This window comes from Streptomyces sp. LARHCF249, assembly GCF_052871255.1.
In genome coordinates this window covers 171,311-191,171 of record NZ_JBIXJQ010000012.1, presented here as the reverse complement: position 1 = coordinate 191,171, position 19,861 = coordinate 171,311, and the positions used below count along the sequence as shown (strand labels likewise).

18 protein-coding genes and 1 riboswitch are annotated in these 19,861 nt (G+C 69.9%); of the genes, 14 read left to right on the top strand and 4 right to left on the bottom strand.

Features of this window, described 5'->3' with window-relative positions; all coding sequences use genetic code 11:
• Window positions 1-116: 116 nt before the first annotated feature.
• Window positions 117-1,496, bottom strand: a complete 1,380-nt coding sequence (locus tag ACIPUC_RS30220) for an aminotransferase class V-fold PLP-dependent enzyme (protein ID WP_446587551.1) — start codon at window positions 1,494-1,496, stop codon at window positions 117-119.
• A gap of 283 nt (window positions 1,497-1,779) precedes the next feature.
• On the opposite strand from ACIPUC_RS30220, the gene ctaC reads away from it, so the two are divergent.
• The 4 genes from ctaC to ACIPUC_RS30200 all read left to right on the top strand — a co-directional run bounded on the left by ctaC (window position 1,780) and on the right by ACIPUC_RS30200 (window position 6,244).
• On the top strand, window positions 1,780-2,754 hold the full coding sequence (ctaC, locus tag ACIPUC_RS30215; protein WP_446587552.1) for an aa3-type cytochrome oxidase subunit II: 975 nt from the start codon (window positions 1,780-1,782) through the stop codon (window positions 2,752-2,754).
• A complete protein-coding gene (ctaD, locus tag ACIPUC_RS30210) occupies window positions 2,751-4,487 on the top strand; it encodes an aa3-type cytochrome oxidase subunit I (protein ID WP_446587554.1) in 1,737 nt (578 codons plus the stop codon). Before ctaC ends, ctaD begins: the two co-directional genes overlap by 4 nt.
• The gene (locus ACIPUC_RS30205; protein WP_422465332.1) at window positions 4,484-4,882 is read left to right on the top strand and encodes a cytochrome c oxidase subunit 4; all 399 of its coding nucleotides are present in this window, start codon (window positions 4,484-4,486) and stop codon (window positions 4,880-4,882) included. The genes ctaD and ACIPUC_RS30205 overlap by 4 nt, the downstream gene beginning before the upstream one ends.
• 117 nt (window positions 4,883-4,999) lie before the next feature.
• Window positions 5,000-6,244 carry an Ig-like domain-containing protein gene (locus ACIPUC_RS30200; protein WP_446587556.1) on the top strand — a complete coding sequence of 415 codons (1,245 nt, stop codon included), beginning with the start codon at window positions 5,000-5,002 and terminating at the stop codon, window positions 6,242-6,244.
• 60 nt (window positions 6,245-6,304) lie between these two features.
• Here ACIPUC_RS30200 and ACIPUC_RS30195 read toward each other — a convergent pair whose 3' ends face one another.
• Complete coding sequence (locus tag ACIPUC_RS30195; RefSeq protein WP_446587558.1) at window positions 6,305-6,709, bottom strand: hypothetical protein; 405 nt, start codon at window positions 6,707-6,709, stop codon at window positions 6,305-6,307.
• 199 nt (window positions 6,710-6,908) lie between these two features.
• Between ACIPUC_RS30195 and ctaE the strand changes: the two genes are divergently transcribed.
• From ctaE to ACIPUC_RS30165, 6 genes are all read left to right on the top strand, one after another.
• The gene (gene ctaE / locus ACIPUC_RS30190; RefSeq protein WP_446587559.1) at window positions 6,909-7,529 is read left to right on the top strand and encodes an aa3-type cytochrome oxidase subunit III; all 621 of its coding nucleotides are present in this window, start codon (window positions 6,909-6,911) and stop codon (window positions 7,527-7,529) included.
• Between the two features lie 76 nt (window positions 7,530-7,605).
• Window positions 7,606-8,415, top strand: coding sequence for a cytochrome bc1 complex diheme cytochrome c subunit (qcrC, locus tag ACIPUC_RS30185; RefSeq protein ID WP_446587560.1), 810 nt, complete (start codon window positions 7,606-7,608; stop codon window positions 8,413-8,415).
• A complete protein-coding gene (qcrA, locus tag ACIPUC_RS30180; protein ID WP_446587561.1) occupies window positions 8,412-9,467 on the top strand; it encodes a cytochrome bc1 complex Rieske iron-sulfur subunit in 1,056 nt (351 codons plus the stop codon). Before qcrC ends, qcrA begins: the two co-directional genes overlap by 4 nt.
• On the top strand, window positions 9,464-11,095 hold the full coding sequence (gene qcrB / locus ACIPUC_RS30175) for a cytochrome bc1 complex cytochrome b subunit (RefSeq protein ID WP_446587562.1): 1,632 nt from the start codon (window positions 9,464-9,466) through the stop codon (window positions 11,093-11,095). Before qcrA ends, qcrB begins: the two co-directional genes overlap by 4 nt.
• A 164-nt stretch (window positions 11,096-11,259) precedes the next feature.
• Window positions 11,260-12,324 carry an anthranilate phosphoribosyltransferase gene (trpD, locus tag ACIPUC_RS30170; protein ID WP_446587563.1) on the top strand — a complete coding sequence of 355 codons (1,065 nt, stop codon included), beginning with the start codon at window positions 11,260-11,262 and terminating at the stop codon, window positions 12,322-12,324.
• Between the two features lie 84 nt (window positions 12,325-12,408).
• Window positions 12,409-12,525, top strand: a riboswitch (SAM riboswitch).
• Window positions 12,526-12,744: 219 nt separating this feature from the next.
• Window positions 12,745-14,142: an aminotransferase class V-fold PLP-dependent enzyme gene (locus tag ACIPUC_RS30165; RefSeq protein WP_446587564.1), complete on the top strand. Its 1,398-nt coding sequence runs from the start codon at window positions 12,745-12,747 to the stop codon at window positions 14,140-14,142.
• Window positions 14,143-14,516: 374 nt separating this feature from the next.
• Here ACIPUC_RS30165 and ACIPUC_RS30160 read toward each other — a convergent pair whose 3' ends face one another.
• Window positions 14,517-14,798: an Lrp/AsnC family transcriptional regulator gene (locus ACIPUC_RS30160; RefSeq protein WP_008738815.1), complete on the bottom strand. Its 282-nt coding sequence runs from the start codon at window positions 14,796-14,798 to the stop codon at window positions 14,517-14,519.
• Entirely contained in the window at window positions 14,795-15,517 is a 723-nt protein-coding gene (locus ACIPUC_RS30155; protein WP_446587565.1) for a rhomboid family intramembrane serine protease, read from the bottom strand. The genes ACIPUC_RS30160 and ACIPUC_RS30155 overlap by 4 nt, the downstream gene beginning before the upstream one ends.
• Window positions 15,518-15,654: 137 nt before the next feature.
• Between ACIPUC_RS30155 and ACIPUC_RS30150 the strand changes: the two genes are divergently transcribed.
• From ACIPUC_RS30150 to ACIPUC_RS30135, 4 genes are all read left to right on the top strand, one after another.
• Complete coding sequence (locus tag ACIPUC_RS30150; RefSeq protein WP_008738811.1) at window positions 15,655-15,894, top strand: hypothetical protein; 240 nt, start codon at window positions 15,655-15,657, stop codon at window positions 15,892-15,894.
• 38 nt (window positions 15,895-15,932) lie between these two features.
• Window positions 15,933-17,297 carry an NYN domain-containing protein gene (locus tag ACIPUC_RS30145; protein WP_446587684.1) on the top strand — a complete coding sequence of 455 codons (1,365 nt, stop codon included), beginning with the start codon at window positions 15,933-15,935 and terminating at the stop codon, window positions 17,295-17,297.
• A 252-nt stretch (window positions 17,298-17,549) separates the two neighbouring features.
• Entirely contained in the window at window positions 17,550-18,578 is a 1,029-nt protein-coding gene (locus ACIPUC_RS30140; protein WP_446587568.1) for an NlpC/P60 family protein, read from the top strand.
• Window positions 18,579-18,808: 230 nt separating this feature from the next.
• On the top strand, window positions 18,809-19,861 hold the full coding sequence (locus tag ACIPUC_RS30135) for an NlpC/P60 family protein (protein WP_446587570.1): 1,053 nt from the start codon (window positions 18,809-18,811) through the stop codon (window positions 19,859-19,861).

The following is a 19,861-nucleotide window of genomic DNA, read 5'->3' as shown; positions in this document are numbered from 1 at the left end:
CACTTCATGGAGCGCTTCACGAAGGCGTACGGCGACGAGGCCGCGGCCGAAGTCCAGGCCCACCTGTCGTAGCCCCCGCCAGGGGTCCGGGGCGCCGCCCCCGGACCCCCGCGGGGTCAGAGCAGGCGGCGGACCGTGTACGCCACACCCACGGGACGCTCGGCTTCGCCGAGATACGCGTGGCCGCGCATGCCGCACCACGCCGGGATGTCCAGCCGGGCCACCTCGTCGTCGGAGACGACCGTGACCGTGCCGCCCACCGGCACCCGGCCGATGGCGGCGGCCAGCTCGATCACCGGCTGCGGACACCGCAGCCCGAGCGCGTCCAGCTCCAGGGACTCCGACTCCGCGACCGGCGGCACGGCTTCGGTCACGCCCAGCCGCTCCCGTACCCCGGACACCGCCCCCGGCAGCACCTCCAGGAACCCGTTGACCTCCTCCGCCGTGGTCCCCGGCGGCAGGGACACCCGTACGTTGCCCTCCGACAGCACGCCCATCGCCCGCAGCACGTGACTGGGGGTCAGCGTCGAGCTCGTGCACGAGGAGCCCGAGGACACCGAGTACCCGGCCCGGTCCAGCTCGTGCAGCAGGATCTCGCCGTCCACGTACAGGCAGGAGAACGTGACGAGGTGGGGCAGCCGGCGGTCCGGATGGCCGACCACCTCCACGTCCGGGACCAGCCGGACCACCCGCCGCCGGATCCGGTCCACCAGGATCCGCAACCGGTCCGCCTCCGCGTCGGCCTCGGCCCGTACGGCCCGCAAGGACGCTGCCGCCGCCACGATCGCGGGAAGGTTCGCGAAGCCGGGGGAGCGGCCCGCTTCCCGTTCGTCCGCCGGGTGTTGGGGGGAGAACCGGACTCCCTTGCGGACGGCGAGCAGACCGACCCCCGGCGGGCCGCCCCACTTGTGCGCACTGGCGGCCAGCACGGACCAGGCACCCTCCACCGGGCCCCAGGCCAATGACTGCGCCGCGTCCACCAGCAGCGGGACCCCCGCCTCCGCGCAGACCCCGGCCACCTCCGCCACCGGCTGGACCGTGCCCACCTCGTGGTTGGCGGACTGGAGGCAGGCCAGGGCGGTCGACGGGCCCACGGCGTCCGCGTACCCGGCGGCGGTCACCGCGCCGTACCGGTCCACCGGGACCTCGGCGACCGTGCCCCCGGCGGCCTCGTGCACCTGCGCCGTGTGGAGTACAGAACTGTGTTCGACCGCCGATAGGACCAGATGCCTCCCGACGCGGCGGCGCCCCGCGAGGACCCCCGCGACCCCCGTGTGAACCGCGTGCGTCCCCGAAGGAGTGAACACCAGCTCGTCGACCCGGCATCCGACCGCCTCCGCGGCCGCCTCCCGCGCCGCGTCCAGCAGCAGCCGCGCCCGCCTGCCCTCCCGGTACAGGCGGGCCGGATCGGCCCAGCCCTCGTCCAGGGCGGCCTGCAACGCCTGCCGGGCCACGGGGTGCAGGGGGGCGGCGGACGCGATGTCGAAGTACGGCATAGGCGCACGCTAACCGGCAACCGGGAGCGCCCGAGGTCAGGGGCCGTCAGATGTCTTCCGGAGGCCCCCATTCAGGGCTGCTTGCACCATCCCCCGGACGGCGGATCCATCCCTTCGGGGGCAGTAGCGGCGCGTTGGGCACCCTCCCCGCGCGACCCCAAATAGCGTCCAGTAGGGTTTGGTCCGCATAAACATCCAAACCCCTGCCTGCGTCAGGGCCGGCGACCGACCCGAACACGGCCGCGGCCGGCCGCGCGGGCCGAGACTCTCGGGAAGGCGCTACGTGAGTCCCTACGGCTCCGACCGCTCGCCGCGGCGCCCGATGCGGCGGAAGCTGCTGCAGGCGCTGACTGCGGGCGCGGTCCTGGCGACCGCCACTGGTTGCTCGTTTAACTGGAAAAGCTTCCCCCGCCTCGGAATGCCGACGCCGGTCACCGAGGAGGCGCCGCGCATCCTCTCCCTGTGGCAGGGCTCCTGGGCGGCCGCGCTCGTCACGGGCATCCTGGTGTGGGGCCTGATCATGTGGAGCGTCATCTTCCACCGGCGCAGCCGGACGAAGGTGGAGGTCCCCCCACAGACCCGGTACAACATGCCCATCGAGGCGCTGTACACCGTGGTCCCGCTCATCATCGTCTCGGTGCTCTTCTACTTCACCGCGCGTGACGAGTCGAAGCTGCTCTCCCTCTCCGCCAAGCCGGCGCACACGATCAACGTGATCGGCTTCCAGTGGAGCTGGGGCTTCAACTACATCGAGAACGTCGACGGCGACGCGGCGACCCCGAAGGCGGACGCGGTTCCCAAGGAACTCGCCTCCATCCCGGACCGCTTCACCAAGGACTTCCCCAAGGGCGCCGAAGGCGTCTACCAGAAGGGTGTCCCCGGCGACCGCAACGCGGACACGAACAACCCCGGGCCGACCCTGGTCCTGCCCGTGGGTGAGAAGGTCCGCTTCATCCTGTCGTCGAACGACGTCATCCACTCCTTCTGGGTGGTTCCCTTCCTGTTCAAGCAGGACGTCATCCCGGGCCACACCAACGTCTTCGAGGTCACCCCGACCCAAGAAGGCACCTTCGTGGGCAAGTGCGCCGAGCTCTGCGGCGTCGACCACTCCCGGATGCTCTTCAACGTCAAGGTGGTCTCGCCCGAGGAGTACCGGGCGCACCTGAAGGAGCTGGCGGAGAAGGGGCAGACCGGCTACCTCCCGGCCGGCATCAAGCAGACCGACCCGGCCCGGAATGCGGAGACGAACAAACTGTGAGCATCCTCAACGAATCCCAGGGTGCCGCCGCAGCTGACTCGTACGAGAACGAGCTGCCGGTACGGCGCAAGCAGCCGGGCAACGTGGTCGTGAAGTGGCTCACCACCACCGACCACAAGACCATCGGCACGATGTACCTGGTCACGTCGTTCGTGTTCTTCCTCATCGGCGGCCTCCTGGCGCTCTTCATGCGCGCCGAGCTGGCCCGTCCGGGCACGCAGATCATGTCGAACGAGCAGTTCAACCAGGCGTTCACGATGCACGGCACGATCATGCTGCTGATGTTCGCGACGCCGCTGTTCGCCGGATTCGCGAACTGGATCATGCCGCTGCAGATCGGCGCGCCCGACGTGGCGTTCCCGCGGCTGAACATGTTCGCGTACTGGCTGTACCTCTTCGGCTCGACCATCGCGGTGGCCGGCTTCGTCACCCCGCAGGGTGCGGCCGACTTCGGCTGGTTCGCCTACTCCCCGCTGTCGGACGCGGTCCGCTCGCCGGGCATCGGCGCCGACATGTGGATCATGGGTCTGGCCTTCTCGGGCTTCGGTACGATCCTCGGCTCGGTCAACTTCATCACCACGATCATCTGCATGCGCGCACCCGGCATGACGATGTTCCGCATGCCGATCTTCACCTGGAACGTGCTGCTGACCGGTGTCCTGGTCCTGCTCGCCTTCCCGGTGCTGGCCGCCGCGCTCTTCGCGCTGGAGGCCGACCGCAAGTTCGGCTCGCACATCTTCGACGCGGCCAACGGCGGCGCGTTGCTGTGGCAGCACCTCTTCTGGTTCTTCGGACACCCAGAGGTGTACATCATCGCGCTGCCGTTCTTCGGCATCGTCTCCGAGGTCATTCCGGTCTTCTCCCGCAAGCCGATGTTCGGCTACATCGGCCTGATCGCGGCGACGATCGCGATCGCCGGCCTCTCGGTGACCGTGTGGGCCCACCACATGTACGTCACCGGCGGTGTGCTGCTGCCCTTCTTCTCGTTCATGACCTTCCTGATCGCGGTACCGACCGGTGTGAAGTTCTTCAACTGGATCGGCACCATGTGGAAGGGCTCGCTGTCCTTCGAGACTCCGATGCTGTGGACGATCGGCTTCCTGGTCACCTTCACCTTCGGTGGCCTGACCGGCGTCATCCTGGCCTCGCCCCCGATGGACTTCCACGTATCCGACTCGTACTTCGTCGTCGCGCACTTCCACTACGTCGTCTTCGGCACCGTGGTCTTCGCGATGTTCGCGGGCTTCCACTTCTGGTGGCCGAAGTTCACGGGCAAGATGCTGGACGAGCGCCTCGGCAAGATCACGTTCTGGACGCTGTTCATCGGTTTCCACGGCACCTTCCTGGTGCAGCACTGGCTGGGCGCCGAGGGCATGCCGCGCCGTTACGCGGACTACCTGGCCGCCGACGGTTTCACCGCGCTGAACACGGTCTCGACGATCAGCTCGTTCCTGCTCGGCCTGTCGATGCTGCCGTTCATGTACAACGTCTGGAAGACGGCCAAGTACGGCAAGAAGATCGAGGTCGACGACCCGTGGGGTTACGGCCGTTCGCTCGAGTGGGCGACGTCCTGCCCGCCGCCGCGGCACAACTTCCTCACCCTGCCGCGGATCCGTTCCGAGTCCCCGGCGTTCGACCTGCACCACCCGGAGATCGCGGCCCTCGACCACCTCGAGGACCACACCGCCGGTGGCACCAAGGCGCTCACCGGTGACAAGGAGGCCGGCAAGTGAAGATCCAGGGCAAGATGTTCCTCTGGCTCTCCTTCTTCATCCTGGTCATGGCCGTCGTGTACGGCGTGTGGTCGAAGGAGCCCGTAGGCACCACCGCGCTCTTCCTGGCCTTCGGCCTGAGCGTCATGATCGGCTACTACCTGGCCTTCACGGCCAAGCGCGTAGACGAGATGGCCCAGGACAACCTGGAGGCCGACGTCGCCGACGAGGCCGGCGAGCTGGGGTTCTTCGCCCCGCACAGCTGGCAGCCGCTCTCGCTGGGGATCGGTGGCGCGCTCGCGTTCATGGGCGTCATCTTCGGCTGGTGGCTCATGTACTTCTCGGCCCCGATCATCCTGATCGGCCTGTGGGGCTGGGTGTACGAGTACTACCGCGGTGAGAACCAGAACCAGTAGCAAGACCCGTAGCACGCAGTGAACCCGGGGCCCGGACACCTCTTCGGAGGAGTCCGGGCCCCTCGTTTGCAGTCACCCCGCGCGCCGTAATTGTCATATCTTCATAGCGTTGGCTCCATGAAGCACTCACCGCGTCTTTGGACGGTACTCAGCTGCTCACTGCTGGTCGCGTCCCTCGGGGCCGGCGCCACCGCATGCGGGTCCGGCGACAACCCGCTGTCAGCCCGCCCGTACGACGCGGGCGAGCAAGTCGCCTTCAACCAGGCCGCCGGCGGGCGCCCCGTGGACCCCAACAAGCCCCTCGAAGTCACCACGAAGGGGGGTGAGGCACGCATCACCGACGTCACCGTCGTGGACACCCACGGACGCCGCCTGGCGGGCGAGCTGTCCGCCAAGGGAGACCGCTGGCACAACACGGCGTCCATGGCGGCAGGCGTCCGCTACACGGTCACCGTCAGCACCGAGAACGGCAAGGGAGCCCCGGGGCAGCGCACGATCTCGTTCGACACCACCCCGGCCAAAGGCGTCCTGAAGGTCGAATTCGGGCCGGAGGAAGGCAAGTACGGCGTCGGACAGCCCCTCACCGCCGACCTCAGCGAACCCGTCAAGGACAAGGCCGCCCGCGCCGTCGTCGAACGGGGGCTCGTCGTCACCGCCCCCGCCGGCGTCGAGGGCGCCTGGCACTGGGTCGACGACAAGACGCTCCACTACCGGCCCAAGGAGTACTGGCCGGCCAACACGGAGGTCTCCGTACGGAGCAACCTGGAGGGCGTTCTGATCCAGGACCACCTCTACGGGGCCGCGGCCAAGCCGCTGAAGCTGGAGATCGGCGACCGCGTCGAGGTCACCACCGACGCCTCCTCGCACTACCTCACGTTCAAGCGCAACGGAGAAGTGATCAACACCATTCCGGTGACCACCGGAAAGCCCGGCTTCTCCACCCGCAACGGCGTCAAGGTGGTGCTCGGCAAGCAGTACTACGTCCAGATGCGCGGGGACACCGTCGGCATCGGCGGCAGTGAGTACTACAACCTGCCCGTCTACTACGCCACGCGCGTCACCTGGAGTGGTGAATACGTCCACGCCGCGCCGTGGTCCGTCGGCTCGCACGGCTATGCGAACGTCAGCCACGGCTGCACCGGCATGAGCACCGGCAACGCCGCCTGGTTCTACGAGAACATCACCGAGGGCGACATCGTCCAGGTGATCAACAGTATCGGCGACGACATGGACATCTTCGGCAACGGCTTCGGCGACTGGAACATGGACTGGAAGGACTGGCGGCAGGGCAGCGCCCTCCTCAAGGGCACCCAGGAAGGCCGCAGCCCCGTCGACCAGGCCCGCCTGCGGCCCACCGTCTGACCGTCGGGCCGTCAGGCCGTCCGAGGGCCCACGGGAACCCCGGGGCCCGCGGACGGCCCGTCAGGCGGCCGAGGAGGCCAGGCGGGAGCGCAGCAGGGCCGCCAACGCGTCCGCGAACTCCACCGGGTCCACCGGCAGGGTCACCGCCGCGTCCGCGCGGCTCCACGTGGCCAGCCAGGCGTCCTGGGGGCGCCCCATCAGCAACAACACCGGCGGACACCGGAAGATCTCGTCCTTGATCTGCCGGCACACGCCCATGCCCCCGGCCGGAACCGCCTCGCCGTCCAGCACGCACACGTCGATGCCGCCGGCGTCCAGCTCCGACAGAACCGCCGGCAGCGTCGCGCACTCCAGGAACTCCACCGGCGGCAGGTCCGCGGCCGGCCTGCGCCCTGCCGCCAGCCGCACCTGCTCCCGGGTGCCCGCGTCGTCGCTGTACACCAGAACCCGCGCAGTCGCCCGCATTTCGTTCCTCCACGTGTCACGTGAATCACGTTGATGTTGCGCGGGATGCTACTCCTCCCCATGCGCTGCCAACATCGGTTCGGACACCCTCGCACGAGACGCTCATTCGCTCATCTGATGGGCCGTTCGGGCCTTGCACACGCCCCGGACACTCCGAACGGCACCCCCCGGGGTGAGGGCGGGATAAGCGACCGACATAATGTCGGTCGTGGCGACAGCAACGACAGTAGATACCGGGCACGCGCACCCGACGGTCAACCGGCCGAACCTCGTCAGCGTCGGAACCATCATCTGGTTGAGTTCCGAGCTGATGTTCTTCGCGGCCCTCTTCGCGATGTACTTCACCCTGCGATCCGTGACAGGCGCCGAGTTCTGGACAGAGAAGGCCGCGGCCTTGAATCTGCCCTTCTCGGCGACGAACACGACGATCCTGGTGCTCTCCTCGCTCACCTGCCAGCTCGGCGTATTCGCCGCCGAGCGCGGTGACGTGAAGAAGCTCCGGACGTGGTTCATCATCACGTTCGTCATGGGTGCGATCTTCATTGGCGGCCAGGTGTTCGAGTACACCGAGCTGGTCAAGCACGAGGGCCTCAGCCTCTCGTCAGACCCGTACGGGTCGGTGTTCTACCTGACCACCGGCTTCCACGGTCTGCACGTGACGGGCGGTCTCATCGCCTTCCTGCTGGTCCTCGGCCGGACGTACGCGGCCAAGAGGTTCACCCACGAACAGGCCACGTCGGCCATCGTCGTGTCCTACTACTGGCACTTCGTCGATGTCGTCTGGATCGGCCTCTTCGCGACGATCTACCTGATCAAGTAGCGAACACGTCACCGGGCCCGACCCGGCACTCCATCCAGACACACCGACGCAGAAGATCCTGACACCGGGGTAATCCGTGAAAAAGCTCTCCGCACGACGACGCCATCCGCTGGCGGCGGTCGTCGTTCTACTCCTCGCGCTGGCGGCCACTGGGGGGCTGTACGCCGCCTTCGCGCCCGCGGGCAAGGCGCAGGCCGATGAAACCGCCCAGTCCCTCGCCATCGAGGAGGGCAAGAAGCTCTACGCCGTGGGTTGCGCAAGCTGCCACGGAACCGGCGGTCAGGGTTCCTCTGACGGCCCGAGCCTGGTCGGCGTCGGCTCCGCGGCCGTCGACTTCCAGGTGAGCACGGGCCGCATGCCCGCCCAGCAGCCCGGCGCCCAGGTGCCGAAGAAGCCCAACATCTACACGCAGGCGCAGATCGACCAGCTGGCGGCGTACATCGCCTCCCTCGGTGCCGGTCCGATCACGCCGACCGAGAAGCAGTACGACCCGGCAGGTGCCGACGTCGCCGCTGGTGGTGAGCTGTTCCGCAACAACTGCGCGCAGTGCCACAACTTCACCGGCGAGGGCGGCGCCCTGACGAACGGCAAGTACGCCCCCAACCTTGAGGACGTCTCGCCGAAGCACATCTACGAGGCCATGCTCACCGGCCCGCAGAACATGCCCTCCTTCCCGGACGGAACCATGCCGGAGAAGCAGAAGAAGGACATCATCGCGTACCTCGAGAACGTCAACGGCGAGAAGTCCACCAGCCCCGGTGGCCTCAAGCTCGGCGGCCTCGGTCCCGTTGCCGAGGGTCTGTTCGGCTGGATCTTCGGTCTGGGTGCGCTGATCGCTGTTGCCGTCTGGGTCGGGGCCCACACCGCTAAGGCCAAGAAGTCATGAGTCAAGACATTCCCGAAGAGAAGCACCTGCCGAGTGAGCAGGGCGACGCGCACCACGGTGCCGTAGCGGTCGCGGACAACCCGTTCGCCGACCCGGGCCTGCCGGTCCACAGGCCGCGCATCCAGGACATCGACGAGCGTGCGGCGAAGCGTTCCGAGCGCACCGTCGCGATGCTGTTCACGCTGTCGATGCTGGCCACGGTCGCCTTCATCGCCTCCTACGTCACCCTCCCGGTCGACAAGATCGTGTACATCTTCCCCATCGGGAAGGTGAGCGCGCTCAACTTCGCGCTGGGCATGACCCTCGGCACGGCGCTGTTCTGCATCGGCGCGGGCGCGGTCCACTGGGCCCGCACCCTGATGTCCGACGTCGAGGTCGCGGCCGAGCGGCACGAGATCGCCGCTCCGCCGGAGGTCAAGGCGCAGGTCATGCAGGACTTCCGCGACGGTGCGGACGAGTCCGGCATCGGCCGCCGCCCGCTGATCCGCAACACGCTGCTGGGCGCGCTGGCCATGCTGCCGCTCTCCGCCGTCGTGATCATGCGTGACCTGGGCCCGCTGCCCGAGGACAAGCTGCGCAAGACCCTGTGGGCCAAGGGCAAGCTGCTCATCAACCAGAACACGATGGAGCCGCTGCGTCCCGAGGACGTCCTGGTCGGTTCGCTGACCTTCGCCATGCCGGAAGGCCTGGAGGAGGAGCAGCACGACTTCCAGGTCCAGATCGCCAAGGCCGCCCTGATGATCGTCCGGATCAAGCCGGAGGACATCAAGGACAAGCAGGAGCTGGAGTGGTCCCACGACGGGATCGTGGCCTACTCCAAGATCTGCACCCACGTCGGCTGCCCGATCAGCCTGTACGAGCAGCAGACGCACCACGTGCTCTGCCCGTGCCACCAGTCCACCTTCGACCTCTCCGACGGCGCCCGTGTCATCTTCGGCCCGGCTGGTCACGCGCTTCCGCAGCTGCGGATCGGTGTGAATGACGAAGGCTTCCTCGAAGCGCTCGGCGACTTCGAAGAGCCCGTCGGTCCTGCATTCTGGGAGCGCGGATGAGCACTGCGACCACTGACACCAAGGCGCGCAAAGCGCCGGCCGGCGAGCGCGTAGCCGACTGGGCGGACGGCCGCCTGGGCATCTACGGCCTGGCCAAGGCCAACATGCGCAAGATCTTCCCGGACCACTGGTCCTTCATGCTGGGTGAGATCTGCCTCTACAGCTTCATCATCATCATCCTCACGGGTGTGTACCTGACGCTGTTCTTCCACCCGAGCATGAACGAGGTCGTCTACCACGGCTCGTACGTGCCCATGCAGGGCGTCATGATGTCCGAGGCCTTCGCCTCGACCCTGGACATCAGCTTCGACGTCCGCGGCGGCCTGCTCATCCGTCAGATCCACCACTGGGCCGCGCTGATCTTCGTCGCGGCGATGGTCGTGCACATGATGCGCGTCTTCTTCACCGGCGCGTTCCGCAAGCCGCGCGAGATCAACTGGATCTTCGGCTTCCTGCTGCTGGTCCTCGGCATGTTCACCGGTTTCACCGGTTACTCGCTGCCGGACGACCTGCTCTCGGGTACCGGTGTCCGCTTCATGCAGGGCGCCATCCTGTCCGTCCCGGTCGTCGGCACGTACCTGTCGATGTTCCTGTTCGGCGGGGAGTTCCCGGGCGGCGACTTCGTCGCGCGGTTCTACTCGGTGCACATCCTGCTGCTGCCCGGCATCATGATGGGCCTGCTGGTGGCCCACCTGATCCTGGTCTTCTACCACAAGCACACCCAGTTCCCCGGCCCCGGCAAGACGAACAACAACGTCGTCGGCATGCCGCTGCTGCCGGTCTACATGGCCAAGGCCGGAGGCTTCTTCTTCCTGGTCTTCGGTGTCATCGCGGCCATCGCGGCGCTCGCCTCGATCAACCCGATCTGGGCGCTCGGCCCGTACCGCCCGGACCACGTGTCCACCGGTGCGCAGCCCGACTGGTACATGGGTATGCCGGAAGGCCTGATCCGGGCCATGCCCGGCTGGGAGATCAACCTGTGGGGCCACACGCTCGTCCTGGGCGTGTTCATCCCGCTGCTGCTCTTCCCGCTGGTGCTGGGCGCGATCGCCGTCTGGCCGTTCATCGAGTCCTGGGTCACCGGTGACAAGCGCGAGCACCACCTGCTGGACCGCCCGCGCAACGTCCCGACCCGTACGGCCTTCGGTGTCGCCTGGATCGCGGAGTACATCGTGCTCCTCATCGGCGGCGGCAACGACATGTTCGCGCAGTACTTCCACCTGTCGCTGAACGCGCTCACCTGGTTCGTCCGGATCGGCTTCTTCGTCGTCCCGGTGCTCGCCTTCATCGCCACCAAGCGGATCTGCCTCGGCCTCCAGCGCCGGGACCGGGACAAGGTGCTGCACGGTCGCGAGACCGGCATCATCAAGCGCCTGCCGCACGGTGAGTTCGTCGAGGTCCACGAGCCGCTCTCGCAGGACAAGCTGCACACGCTCACCTCGTACGTCACCTACGAGCCGATCGAGATCGGCCCGACGGTCGACGAGAACGGTGTCGAGCGCAAGGTGAAGCTCAGCCAGAAGCTGCGCGCGAAGCTCAGCAAGGGCTTCTACGCCGAGGGCAACCAGATCCCGAAGCCCACGGTGGAGGAGTACAAGGAGATCCAGAGCGGCCACGGCCACCACTGATCCCGTTTGAGGGACTGATTTCGGTCAGTCCTCGTGTCGCCACGGCGAGAGCCCCGTCCAGTGTCTGGACGGGGCTCTTTGCCGTCTCCGGGGCTGGATAGGCTGAAGCCCTTCCCATTCGACGTGGGCCCCACATCGGCGGGCGACGACAGCAGGAGCGGACCATGAACGTTGCGACCCCGGCAGGCGGCGACAGCGTGGCGGCCCGTGGCTGGCCGGGCGTACTCGAGGCGCTGCTCACCGGACGGGACCTGAACGCGGAGGACACCGCCTGGGCCATGGACCGGATCATGCGCGGCGAGGCCACCGACGCCCAGATCGCCGGCTTCGCGGTCGCGCTGCGGGCCAAGGGGGAGACGGTCGCGGAGATCAACGGCCTGGTCCGGGCCATGTACGCACACGCCAACCTCATCGAGGTGCCGGGCCGCACGGTGGACATCGTCGGCACCGGCGGCGACGGGGCGAAAACGGTGAACATCTCCACGATGTCGGCGATCGTCGTGGCCGGTACGGGCGCCAAGGTGGTCAAGCACGGCAACCGGGCCGCGTCCTCCGCGAGCGGCTCCTCGGACGTGCTGGAGAAGCTCGGCGTCAACCTGGACCTCACCCCCGCGCGGGTGGCGGAGGTCGTGGAGGAGGCCGGCATCACCTTCTGCTTCGCGGTGAAGTTCCACCCGGCGCTGCGGCACGTGGCCGCGGCCCGCAAGGAGCTGGGCATCCGCACCACCTTCAACTTCCTCGGCCCGCTGACCAACCCGGCCAAGGTCCGTGCCCAGGCCACGGGCGTCGCGGACCCCCGGGTTGCCCCGATCGTGGCCGGCGTCCTCGCCGAGCGCGGCTCCTCGGCGCTCGTCTTCCGCGGCGACGACGGCCTGGACGAGCTCACCACCACCGCCACCTCGCGGGTGTGGTGGGTACGCGACGGCAAGGTCGCCGAGCAGCCCTTCGACCCCCGTGACGTGGGCATCTCCCTGGTCGACGTGTCGGAGCTGCGGGGCGCGGACGCCTCGTACAACGCCGACATCGCCCGCCGCCTGCTGGCCGGCGAGACCGGCCCGGTCCGCGACGCGGTCCTGCTGAACTCGGCGGCGGCCCTGGTGGCGCTGGACCCGGGCTCGGGCAGCCTGGAGGAGCAGATCGCGGCGGGCATCGCCCGCGCGGCGGAGTCGGTCGACTCGGGCGCGGCCCGGGCCGCCCTGGAACGCTGGGTGGCGGCCAGCAACGCCTGACGCCGTGCTTTTCGGTCAAGGCCCCGGTCCGGATGGTGGACCGGGGCCTTGCGCGTGCGGGATCTTGTGGCAGGATGCTGACCAGGTCACGAGTGACAGCGTTTAGGCCCCGGCTTGCTGTCCGGCAACCCTCCTTCCGTGGCGGGGTGCCCCGGGTGATGACCAGGTCGTAGGCAGCGAGGTCTACGGCAAGCGCGGATCCCTCGACACCAGGGGTCCTGGTCTCTCGAGGAGCGTTTTCCGTGAGCAAGCGAATGCGATAGGGCGACTCCGCCCCTTCTTCAACCCTCGGACCAGGGTCGTTTCCGCGTACCCGCGTTCAGCTCCGAGGGCTTCCCGTACCCCGCCGCACGGCGCCGCGCCGTGGCCGCGTACGGGCACACCGAAGCCATTCACCCCTGCCTGCCGGGAGATTCCGCCATGTCCGCATCCCTGAACGCCGCCGCCACCGCCGCCCCCGTCACCGCCGTCGACCCCGCCTGCGCGGAGCCGCTGCCGGTCCTCGGACGGGACGTCACCGTCCCGCTCGTCACCGGCAGCGAGGTCACCTACGCCGCCCTCGACTACGCGGCCAGCGCCCCCGCGCTCCAGCGGGTCTGGGACGACGTGGCCGCGTACGCCCCGTACTACGGCAGCGTCCACCGCGGCGCCGGCTACCTCTCGCAGCTCTCCACCGACCTCTTCGAGCAGAGCCGGGCCACGGTCGCCGAGTTCCTCGACTGCCGCCCCGCCGACCAGGTGGTCTTCACCCGGTCCACCACCGACTCCCTGAACCTGCTCGCGGCCGCCCTCCCGGCCGGCTGCCAGGTCTTCGTCTTCGAGACCGAGCACCACGCAGCGCTGCTGCCGTGGACGGACGCGCAGGTCACCTACCTCAACGCCCCCCGCACCTCGGACGAGGCCGTCGCCACCCTGGAGCGGGCGCTCGCCGACCGGGCGCCCTACGGCCCGGCCCTGGTCTGCGTCACCGGCGCCTCCAACGTCACCGGTGAACTGTGGCCGGTGAAGGAGCTCGCCGCCGCCGCGCACGCCCACGGCGCGCGGATCGTCCTGGACGCCGCCCAGCTGGCCCCCCACCACCCCGTCTCGGTCCAGGACCTCGACGTGGACTGGGTCGCCTTCTCCGGCCACAAGCTCTACGCCCCCTTCGGCTCGGGCGTCCTCGCCGGCCGCGCGGACTGGCTCCAGGAGGCCGAGCCGTACCTGGCCGGCGGCGGCGCCTCCCGCACGGTCGCCCGCCGCGCGGACGGCGGGGTGGACGTCGAGTGGCACGCCACGGCCGCCCGCCACGAGGCCGGCTCCCCGAACGTGATCGGCGTCTACGCGATCGCCTCCGCCTGCCGGGCCCTTCGGGAAGCCGGGTTCGAGAACCTGGTGGCCCGCGAGCGGCACCTCATCACCAAGGTCCGCGAGGGCCTGGCCGGCGTCCCGGCGGTCCGCGTCCTCTCCCTGTTCGGCGACGGCGCCCCGCGCGTCGGCGTCATCTCGTTCGTCGTGGACGGCTGGAACAGCTCCCACTTCGCGGCCGCCCTGTCCGCGGAGTACGGGATCGGCGTGCGCGACGGCCTGTTCTGCGCCCACCCGCTGGTCCGCACCCTGCTGGGCAGCGAGCCGCAGGCCCAGGGCGAATGCGGCGCCCCGGAGGCGGCCTCTTCGTCCGGCGGAACCCCCGCCCTGAACGCCATCCGCGTCAGCTTCGGCGCAGGCACCCCGGACGAGCACGTGGAGCGCTTCGTCCGCGCGGTGCGCGAACTCGTCGCGGACGGCGCGAAGTGGCAGTACCGCACCGAGCAGGGCCGCTGCGTCCCGGCCGTCTGACAGGCTGCGGACCATGACGTACTGGGACCCGATACCGACCGCCGCCACGCTGGAACCGGTACGGCTCCCCTCCGGGGCCCCGTGGACGGGACGGTGGCAGGAGCGCAACTGGCGCACCGTGCCGGGCCCCTTCTACGGGGCGGAGACCGACAGCTGCCGGACGGTACGGCTGCGGGCTCCGGAGCTCGTGCTCTACGACGACCTGACCCCGGAGTCGGTCCGGGACTGGTGGCGCGACCGCGGCCGCGTCCGGGAGTGGGCGGCGGGCGCCGGATGGGGCGCCCGGCCCGGCCGGGCGAGCGGCTGCCCGGGCTCTGACGGAGAACCCGGCCCCGCCGGCGTTCGAGGCGGACCGGGGCGGAGCCGAGGGCGACCTACGCGTCGAGGCCGATGGCGAACGCCGCCTCGAGGTCGTGCTGCGAGTACGTACGGAACGCCACGTGCGTGTCGGTCGCCTCGACGCCCGGGATCTTGCTGATGCGGCCCGGGATGATGTCCGCCAGGTTCTCGTGGCGGGCCACGCGGACCAGCGCGATCAGGTCGTACGTCCCCGTGACGGAGTAGACCTCGCTGACGCTGTCCAGCGCGGCGATGGACTCGGCGATCTCGGGGATGCGGTCCACGCTGGTCTTGATGAGCACGATCGCGGTGATCACGGCTGGCTGTCTCCCTCGGTGGCCGTCGCTGGTCGCCCCACTCTAGTCGCAGGCCGATAACGCGCCCACGCGTACAGGAAGCCGACGGAGAAGCCCACCAGATGGGCCAGATAGGCGACCCCGGGACCGCTGCCCGCACGGTGCGCCGCCACCCCTTGGAGGGCGAACCAGAACAGCAGCACGATCCACGCCGGGAACCGCAGCGGCAGGAAGAAAAGGAACGGGAACAGGCTCGTCACCCTGGCCCGCGGGAGCAGGTACAGGAAGGCGCCCAGCACCGCCGAGATGGCCCCGGACGCCCCGACCAGCGTCTGTGCGGACCCCGCGTTGGCCGCCGCGTACACCGCCAGCGCCGCGTACCCCGTACAGACGTAGAACACGAGGAACGCCGGCCGGCCCATCCGCTCCTCCGCCATCGCGCCGAACACGTGGAGGAAGAGCATGTTGCCGAGCAGGTGCAGCCAGCTCCCGTGCACGAACAGCGCGGTCAGCGGGGTCAGCCAGGCCCGCGGGCGGCCCGTGAACAACTCGTCCGGTACCACTCCCCAGCGCCGGAAGTACTCCGTACCGGCGGTCAGCAGCCCCTCGCCGGTCCCGTAGGCCGGGTTCAGCCCCGAGGCCGGGCCGAGTACGAACACCAGGGCGCAGCCCGCGATCAGCGCATGGGTGACCACCGGTCCCCGGGCGGCCTCGCGAACGGCCTGCCACCTTACGATCATGTGACAGAGCATGACGCAACCCACCCCACCCGAGGCGGTGGCAGGCCGTAGGGTTACGAGCCGGCGTCCGCCCAATCGGCGCGGACGGCTCAGCAGACGGCTTTAATTGAATCAGCTACGAAGGAGAGAGCGGCCTGATGACGGTTCCCCTGCCGACCGACACCACCCGGTGGCGCTGCACCCTGTGCGGCAACCTCACGCGCTTCGACGTCACCCGTTCGTCGAAGGTCGTGGAGTACGTCCACCTGGACCTCGCCGGGGAGCCCAAGGTCGAGGAGCGCGAGGTGGTCAATGAGACCATCGAGTCGGTCCGCTGCCGCTGGTGCAACGCGGTGGACCAGATCGAGCTCGTGGACAGGCCGGGCGCGGACTCCTGACGGAGCCCCGCCCACAGGTAGATCGGTAGGGGTGACGGATTGTGGAGCCAGCAAGCGGCGCTGAGCCGGCCGATGCGGCCGGCGACGCCGCCGAGGTGCTCGACCGCCCGCTGCCGGAAGGCGTGCGGCGCCGGGTCGTCGCGCTCGTCTCGGACGCCTTCGGCGGACTGACGGTCGCTGACCTCCCGGCGCAGCTGCGCCAGTACGCCCGTTTCACCCCGACCCGGCGCGCCAAGTTCGCGGGCAACGCGATGGCCGCGGCGGTCGAGACCGACCCCGTGTTCCGCAGCCGGGTCGCCGAGAAGCTGCGCGAGGCGCAGGCGGACCTGGCCGGTGCGCTGGAGTCCGGCGCACCGCCCGCCGCCGCGGATCCGCTGGACGTGGCGGCCGCCGCGTACGTCCTGAGGCCGGTCGGCTGGGTCAAGCTGGTGGCCGCCGCGGGCGAGGAGGCGCAGCGCGCCGACGCCGAGCGGGTCGGCGAGGAGACCCGGCGCGAGCTGGACCGGCTGCGCGAGGAGCTGGCGCAGGTGCGGAACCTGCAGCGCTCGGGCGGCGAGCAGGTGCGGGCCGAGCTGGACGAGGCCCGCAAGGAAGCGGAATCGCTTCAGCGCAAGCTGCGCAGCGCGCTCAGCGACGTCAAGCGCGGCGAGGCGGCCCTGCGCAAGGTCAACACGGAGATCGACGGGATCCGCGGCGAGGCGGCCGCACGGGTGGCCGCCGCCGAGAGCGAGACCCGGCGGCTCAAGTCCCGGCTGGCGGAGGTGGAGACGGCGCTGGAGACCTCGCGCCGGGCCACCCGCGAGGGACGCAGCATCGAGGACATGCGGCTGCGGCTGCTGCTGGACACCGTGCTGGACGCGGCGGCGGGGCTGCGCCGCGAGCTGGCGCTGCCGCCGGTGTCGACACGCCCGGCGGACACCGTGGAGGCCGTGGAGCCGGGCCGGATGACGCCGAAGGACATCGCGGCGCGTGCCCTGTCGGAGACCGACCCGGCGCTGCTGGACCAGCTGTTGGCGCTGCCGCAGGCCCACCTGGTGGTCGACGGCTACAACGTGACCAAGACGGGCTATCCGACGATGCCGCTGGAGAAGCAGCGGCTGCGGCTGCTGGGCGGGCTGTCGATGCTGGCCGCGCAGACGGGCGCGGAGATGACCTGCGTCTTCGACGGGGCGGAACTGGCCGCCCCGGTGCTGCTCGCGCCGCCGCGCGGGGTCCGGGTGCTGTTCTCCAAGGCAGGGGTGACGGCGGACGAGCTGATCCGCCAGCTGGTGCGCGCGGAGCCGCCCGGCCGGCCGGTGGTCGTGGTCTCCACCGACCGGGAGGTCGCGGACGGGGTGGCCAAGGCGGGTGCGCGGCCGGTCGCGTCCGCTTTGCTACTGAAGCGGCTTTCGCGCGTTTCGTAACTCCCGCCCCGCATGCCCGAATTGGCAGGGCTCTCAGGGAACGTACCGTCAAGTGACCTGCACAGAGCGTGCGCTGTAGGTAAAGAAGCTGGTCGGGGACCGACTTTTTTCCCGGCAGGATTTGAACTGATCACAGTCGGGTCACTAGGGTCTGCTCAAACCTTCGTGCGGTAGATCACTCATTCGGGGTGGCAGCGAAGGTGCTGCCGAGTTGCGTTCTTCGGCGGCTCTAGGAAGAAGGAGCTCGCCTTCGTGGCGTCCCACCGTCGACCCAAGCAGCCGACCCGCGCTCGTGTGACCGTACTGACCGCCACCGCGGCCGCGGCCGTCGCGCTCTCCACCCAGGGCGCCACCGCCGCCCCGGCGAAGCCGAGCAAGGACGAGGTCAAGTCCCAGGTCGACGCGCTCTACGAAGAGGCGGAGCAGGCCACCGAGAAGTTCAACGGGGCCAAGGAACGCCAGGAGAAGCTCGAGAAGGAGATCGGGCAGCTCCAGGACCAGGTCGCGCGCGGCCAGGGCGACCTCAACGAGCTGCGCGGCACGCTCGGTTCGATGGCGAGCGCGCAGTACCGCAGCGGCGGCATAGACCAGTCGCTCGCCCTGCTCCTCTCCGAGGACCCCGACAGCTACCTCGACAAGGCCTCCTCCCTGGAGCACCTGAGCGGCAAGCAGGTCGAGGCGGTCCAGAAGATCCAGGCCAAGCAGCGCACCCTCGCGCAGCAGCGCCAGGAGGCCGCCGGCAAGCTCGCCGACCTCGACGCCACCCGCAAGGAGCTCGGCGAGAAGAAGAAGGTCTCGCAGGAGAAGCTCGCCGCGGCCCAGGCCCTGCTCAACACCCTGACCGCGCAGGAGCGCGCGGCGCTCAAGGACGAGGAGTCGCGCGCCAGCCGCAGCGACAGCCAGCGCGTCGACCTCGGCAACGTGAGCGCCTCCGGCCGCGCCGGTGCCGCCCTGGCGGCCGCCAAGACCAAGCTGGGCGGCGCGTACGTCTCCGGCGCCACCGGCCCGAGCGCCTTCGACTGCTCCGGGCTGACCCAGTGGGCGTACAAGCAGGCCGGTGTGAGCATCACCCGCACCACCTACACCCAGGCGAACGACGGCACCCGCATCAGCCGCAGCCAGCTCCAGCCCGGCGACCTGGTCTTCTTCTACAACGACCTGCACCACGTCGGCCTCTACGCCGGCAACAACATGACGCTGCACGCCTCCAACCCGCGCGGCGGCATCAAGTACGAGTCGATGGACAACATGCCCTTCATGTTCGGCGTCCGCGTCTCCTGACGCGCCGCCCACCGCCCATCCGGGCGAATTCCAGGGCTCCGCTCTGACCCCGCGCCCCGCCGGTGACCTGCGTCTCCGGTGGGGCGTCACCGTGCGTGCCCGCCGACGGTCGTTGGTCGGTGCCCGGTGGCGCGGCTACTGTCTGCCAGCGCGTAACCCGGCACACGTCCGTCCACGGGGGGCGGACCCGGGCCACTCCTGAGCGGTCTCTGGGAAGGGAGCGGTTTCACGTGGCGTCCCATCGCCGGCCCGGGCTCGGCAGCCTCGACCGGAACACGAAGGCCACCGTCCTCACCGCCGCCGCGGCCACGGCCGCCGTCGCCATGACGGGCGCACCTGCGAGCGCCGCCCCCGGCCTGCCGCAGGACCCCGCAGCGGGCTCCCGCGCCCAGGTCGACCGGCTCTTCGAGGAGGCGGAGCAGGCCACCGAGCGCTTCAACGAGGCGGGCGAGAAGGCCGGCCGGCTGCGCGCCGAGGTCAACCGGGCCCAGGACGCGGTCGCCCGCGGCCAGGAGCGCATCAACACGATGCGGGGCATCCTCGGCACCTTCGCCGGGGCCCAGTACCGCAGCGGCGGCATCGACCCCGCCGTCGGCCTGATGCTGGCCGAGAACCCCGACGCGTACCTGGAGCAGGCCGCCGCCCTGGACCGGCTGACCGGCCGCCAGGCCCGGCAGCTGGACGAGCTCCGCGAGGAGCAGCGCCGGCTCGGCCAGGAGCGCCGGGAGGCCTCCCGCAAACTCGCCGAACTCGACGCGCTGCGCGCCGACGTGGCCCGGCACAAGCGCTCCGTCACGGCCAAGCTCGCGGCCGCCCGGCGGCTGCTCAACGCCATGCCCTCCGAGGAACGGGCCGATTTCGAGCGCGCCTCCCGCTCGGGCGGCCGCTTTGACGCGCTGCCCGACCTGCCCTCCGCGGGTCCCGAAGGGCCCTCGTCGGGGCGCGCCGCGGCCGCCGTGATGGCGGCCCGGGCCGCGGTCGGCCGCCCGTACGTGTGGGGCTCCACCGGCCCCTCCGGCTTCGACTGCTCCGGGCTGATGGTCTGGTCGTACCGGCAGGCCGGGGTCTCGCTGCCGCGCACCTCGCAGGCCCAGCGGCACGCCGGCCGCCAGGTGCCGCTGTCGCAGGCCCGCCCGGGCGACCTGGTGACGTACCGCTCGGACGCCAGCCACGTCGGCATGTACGTCGGCAACGGCCAGGTGGTGCACGCCCCGTACCCCGGGGCCAGGGTCCGCTACGACCCCGTCGGGATGATGCCGGTGTCGGCGGTGACCAGGCCCTGA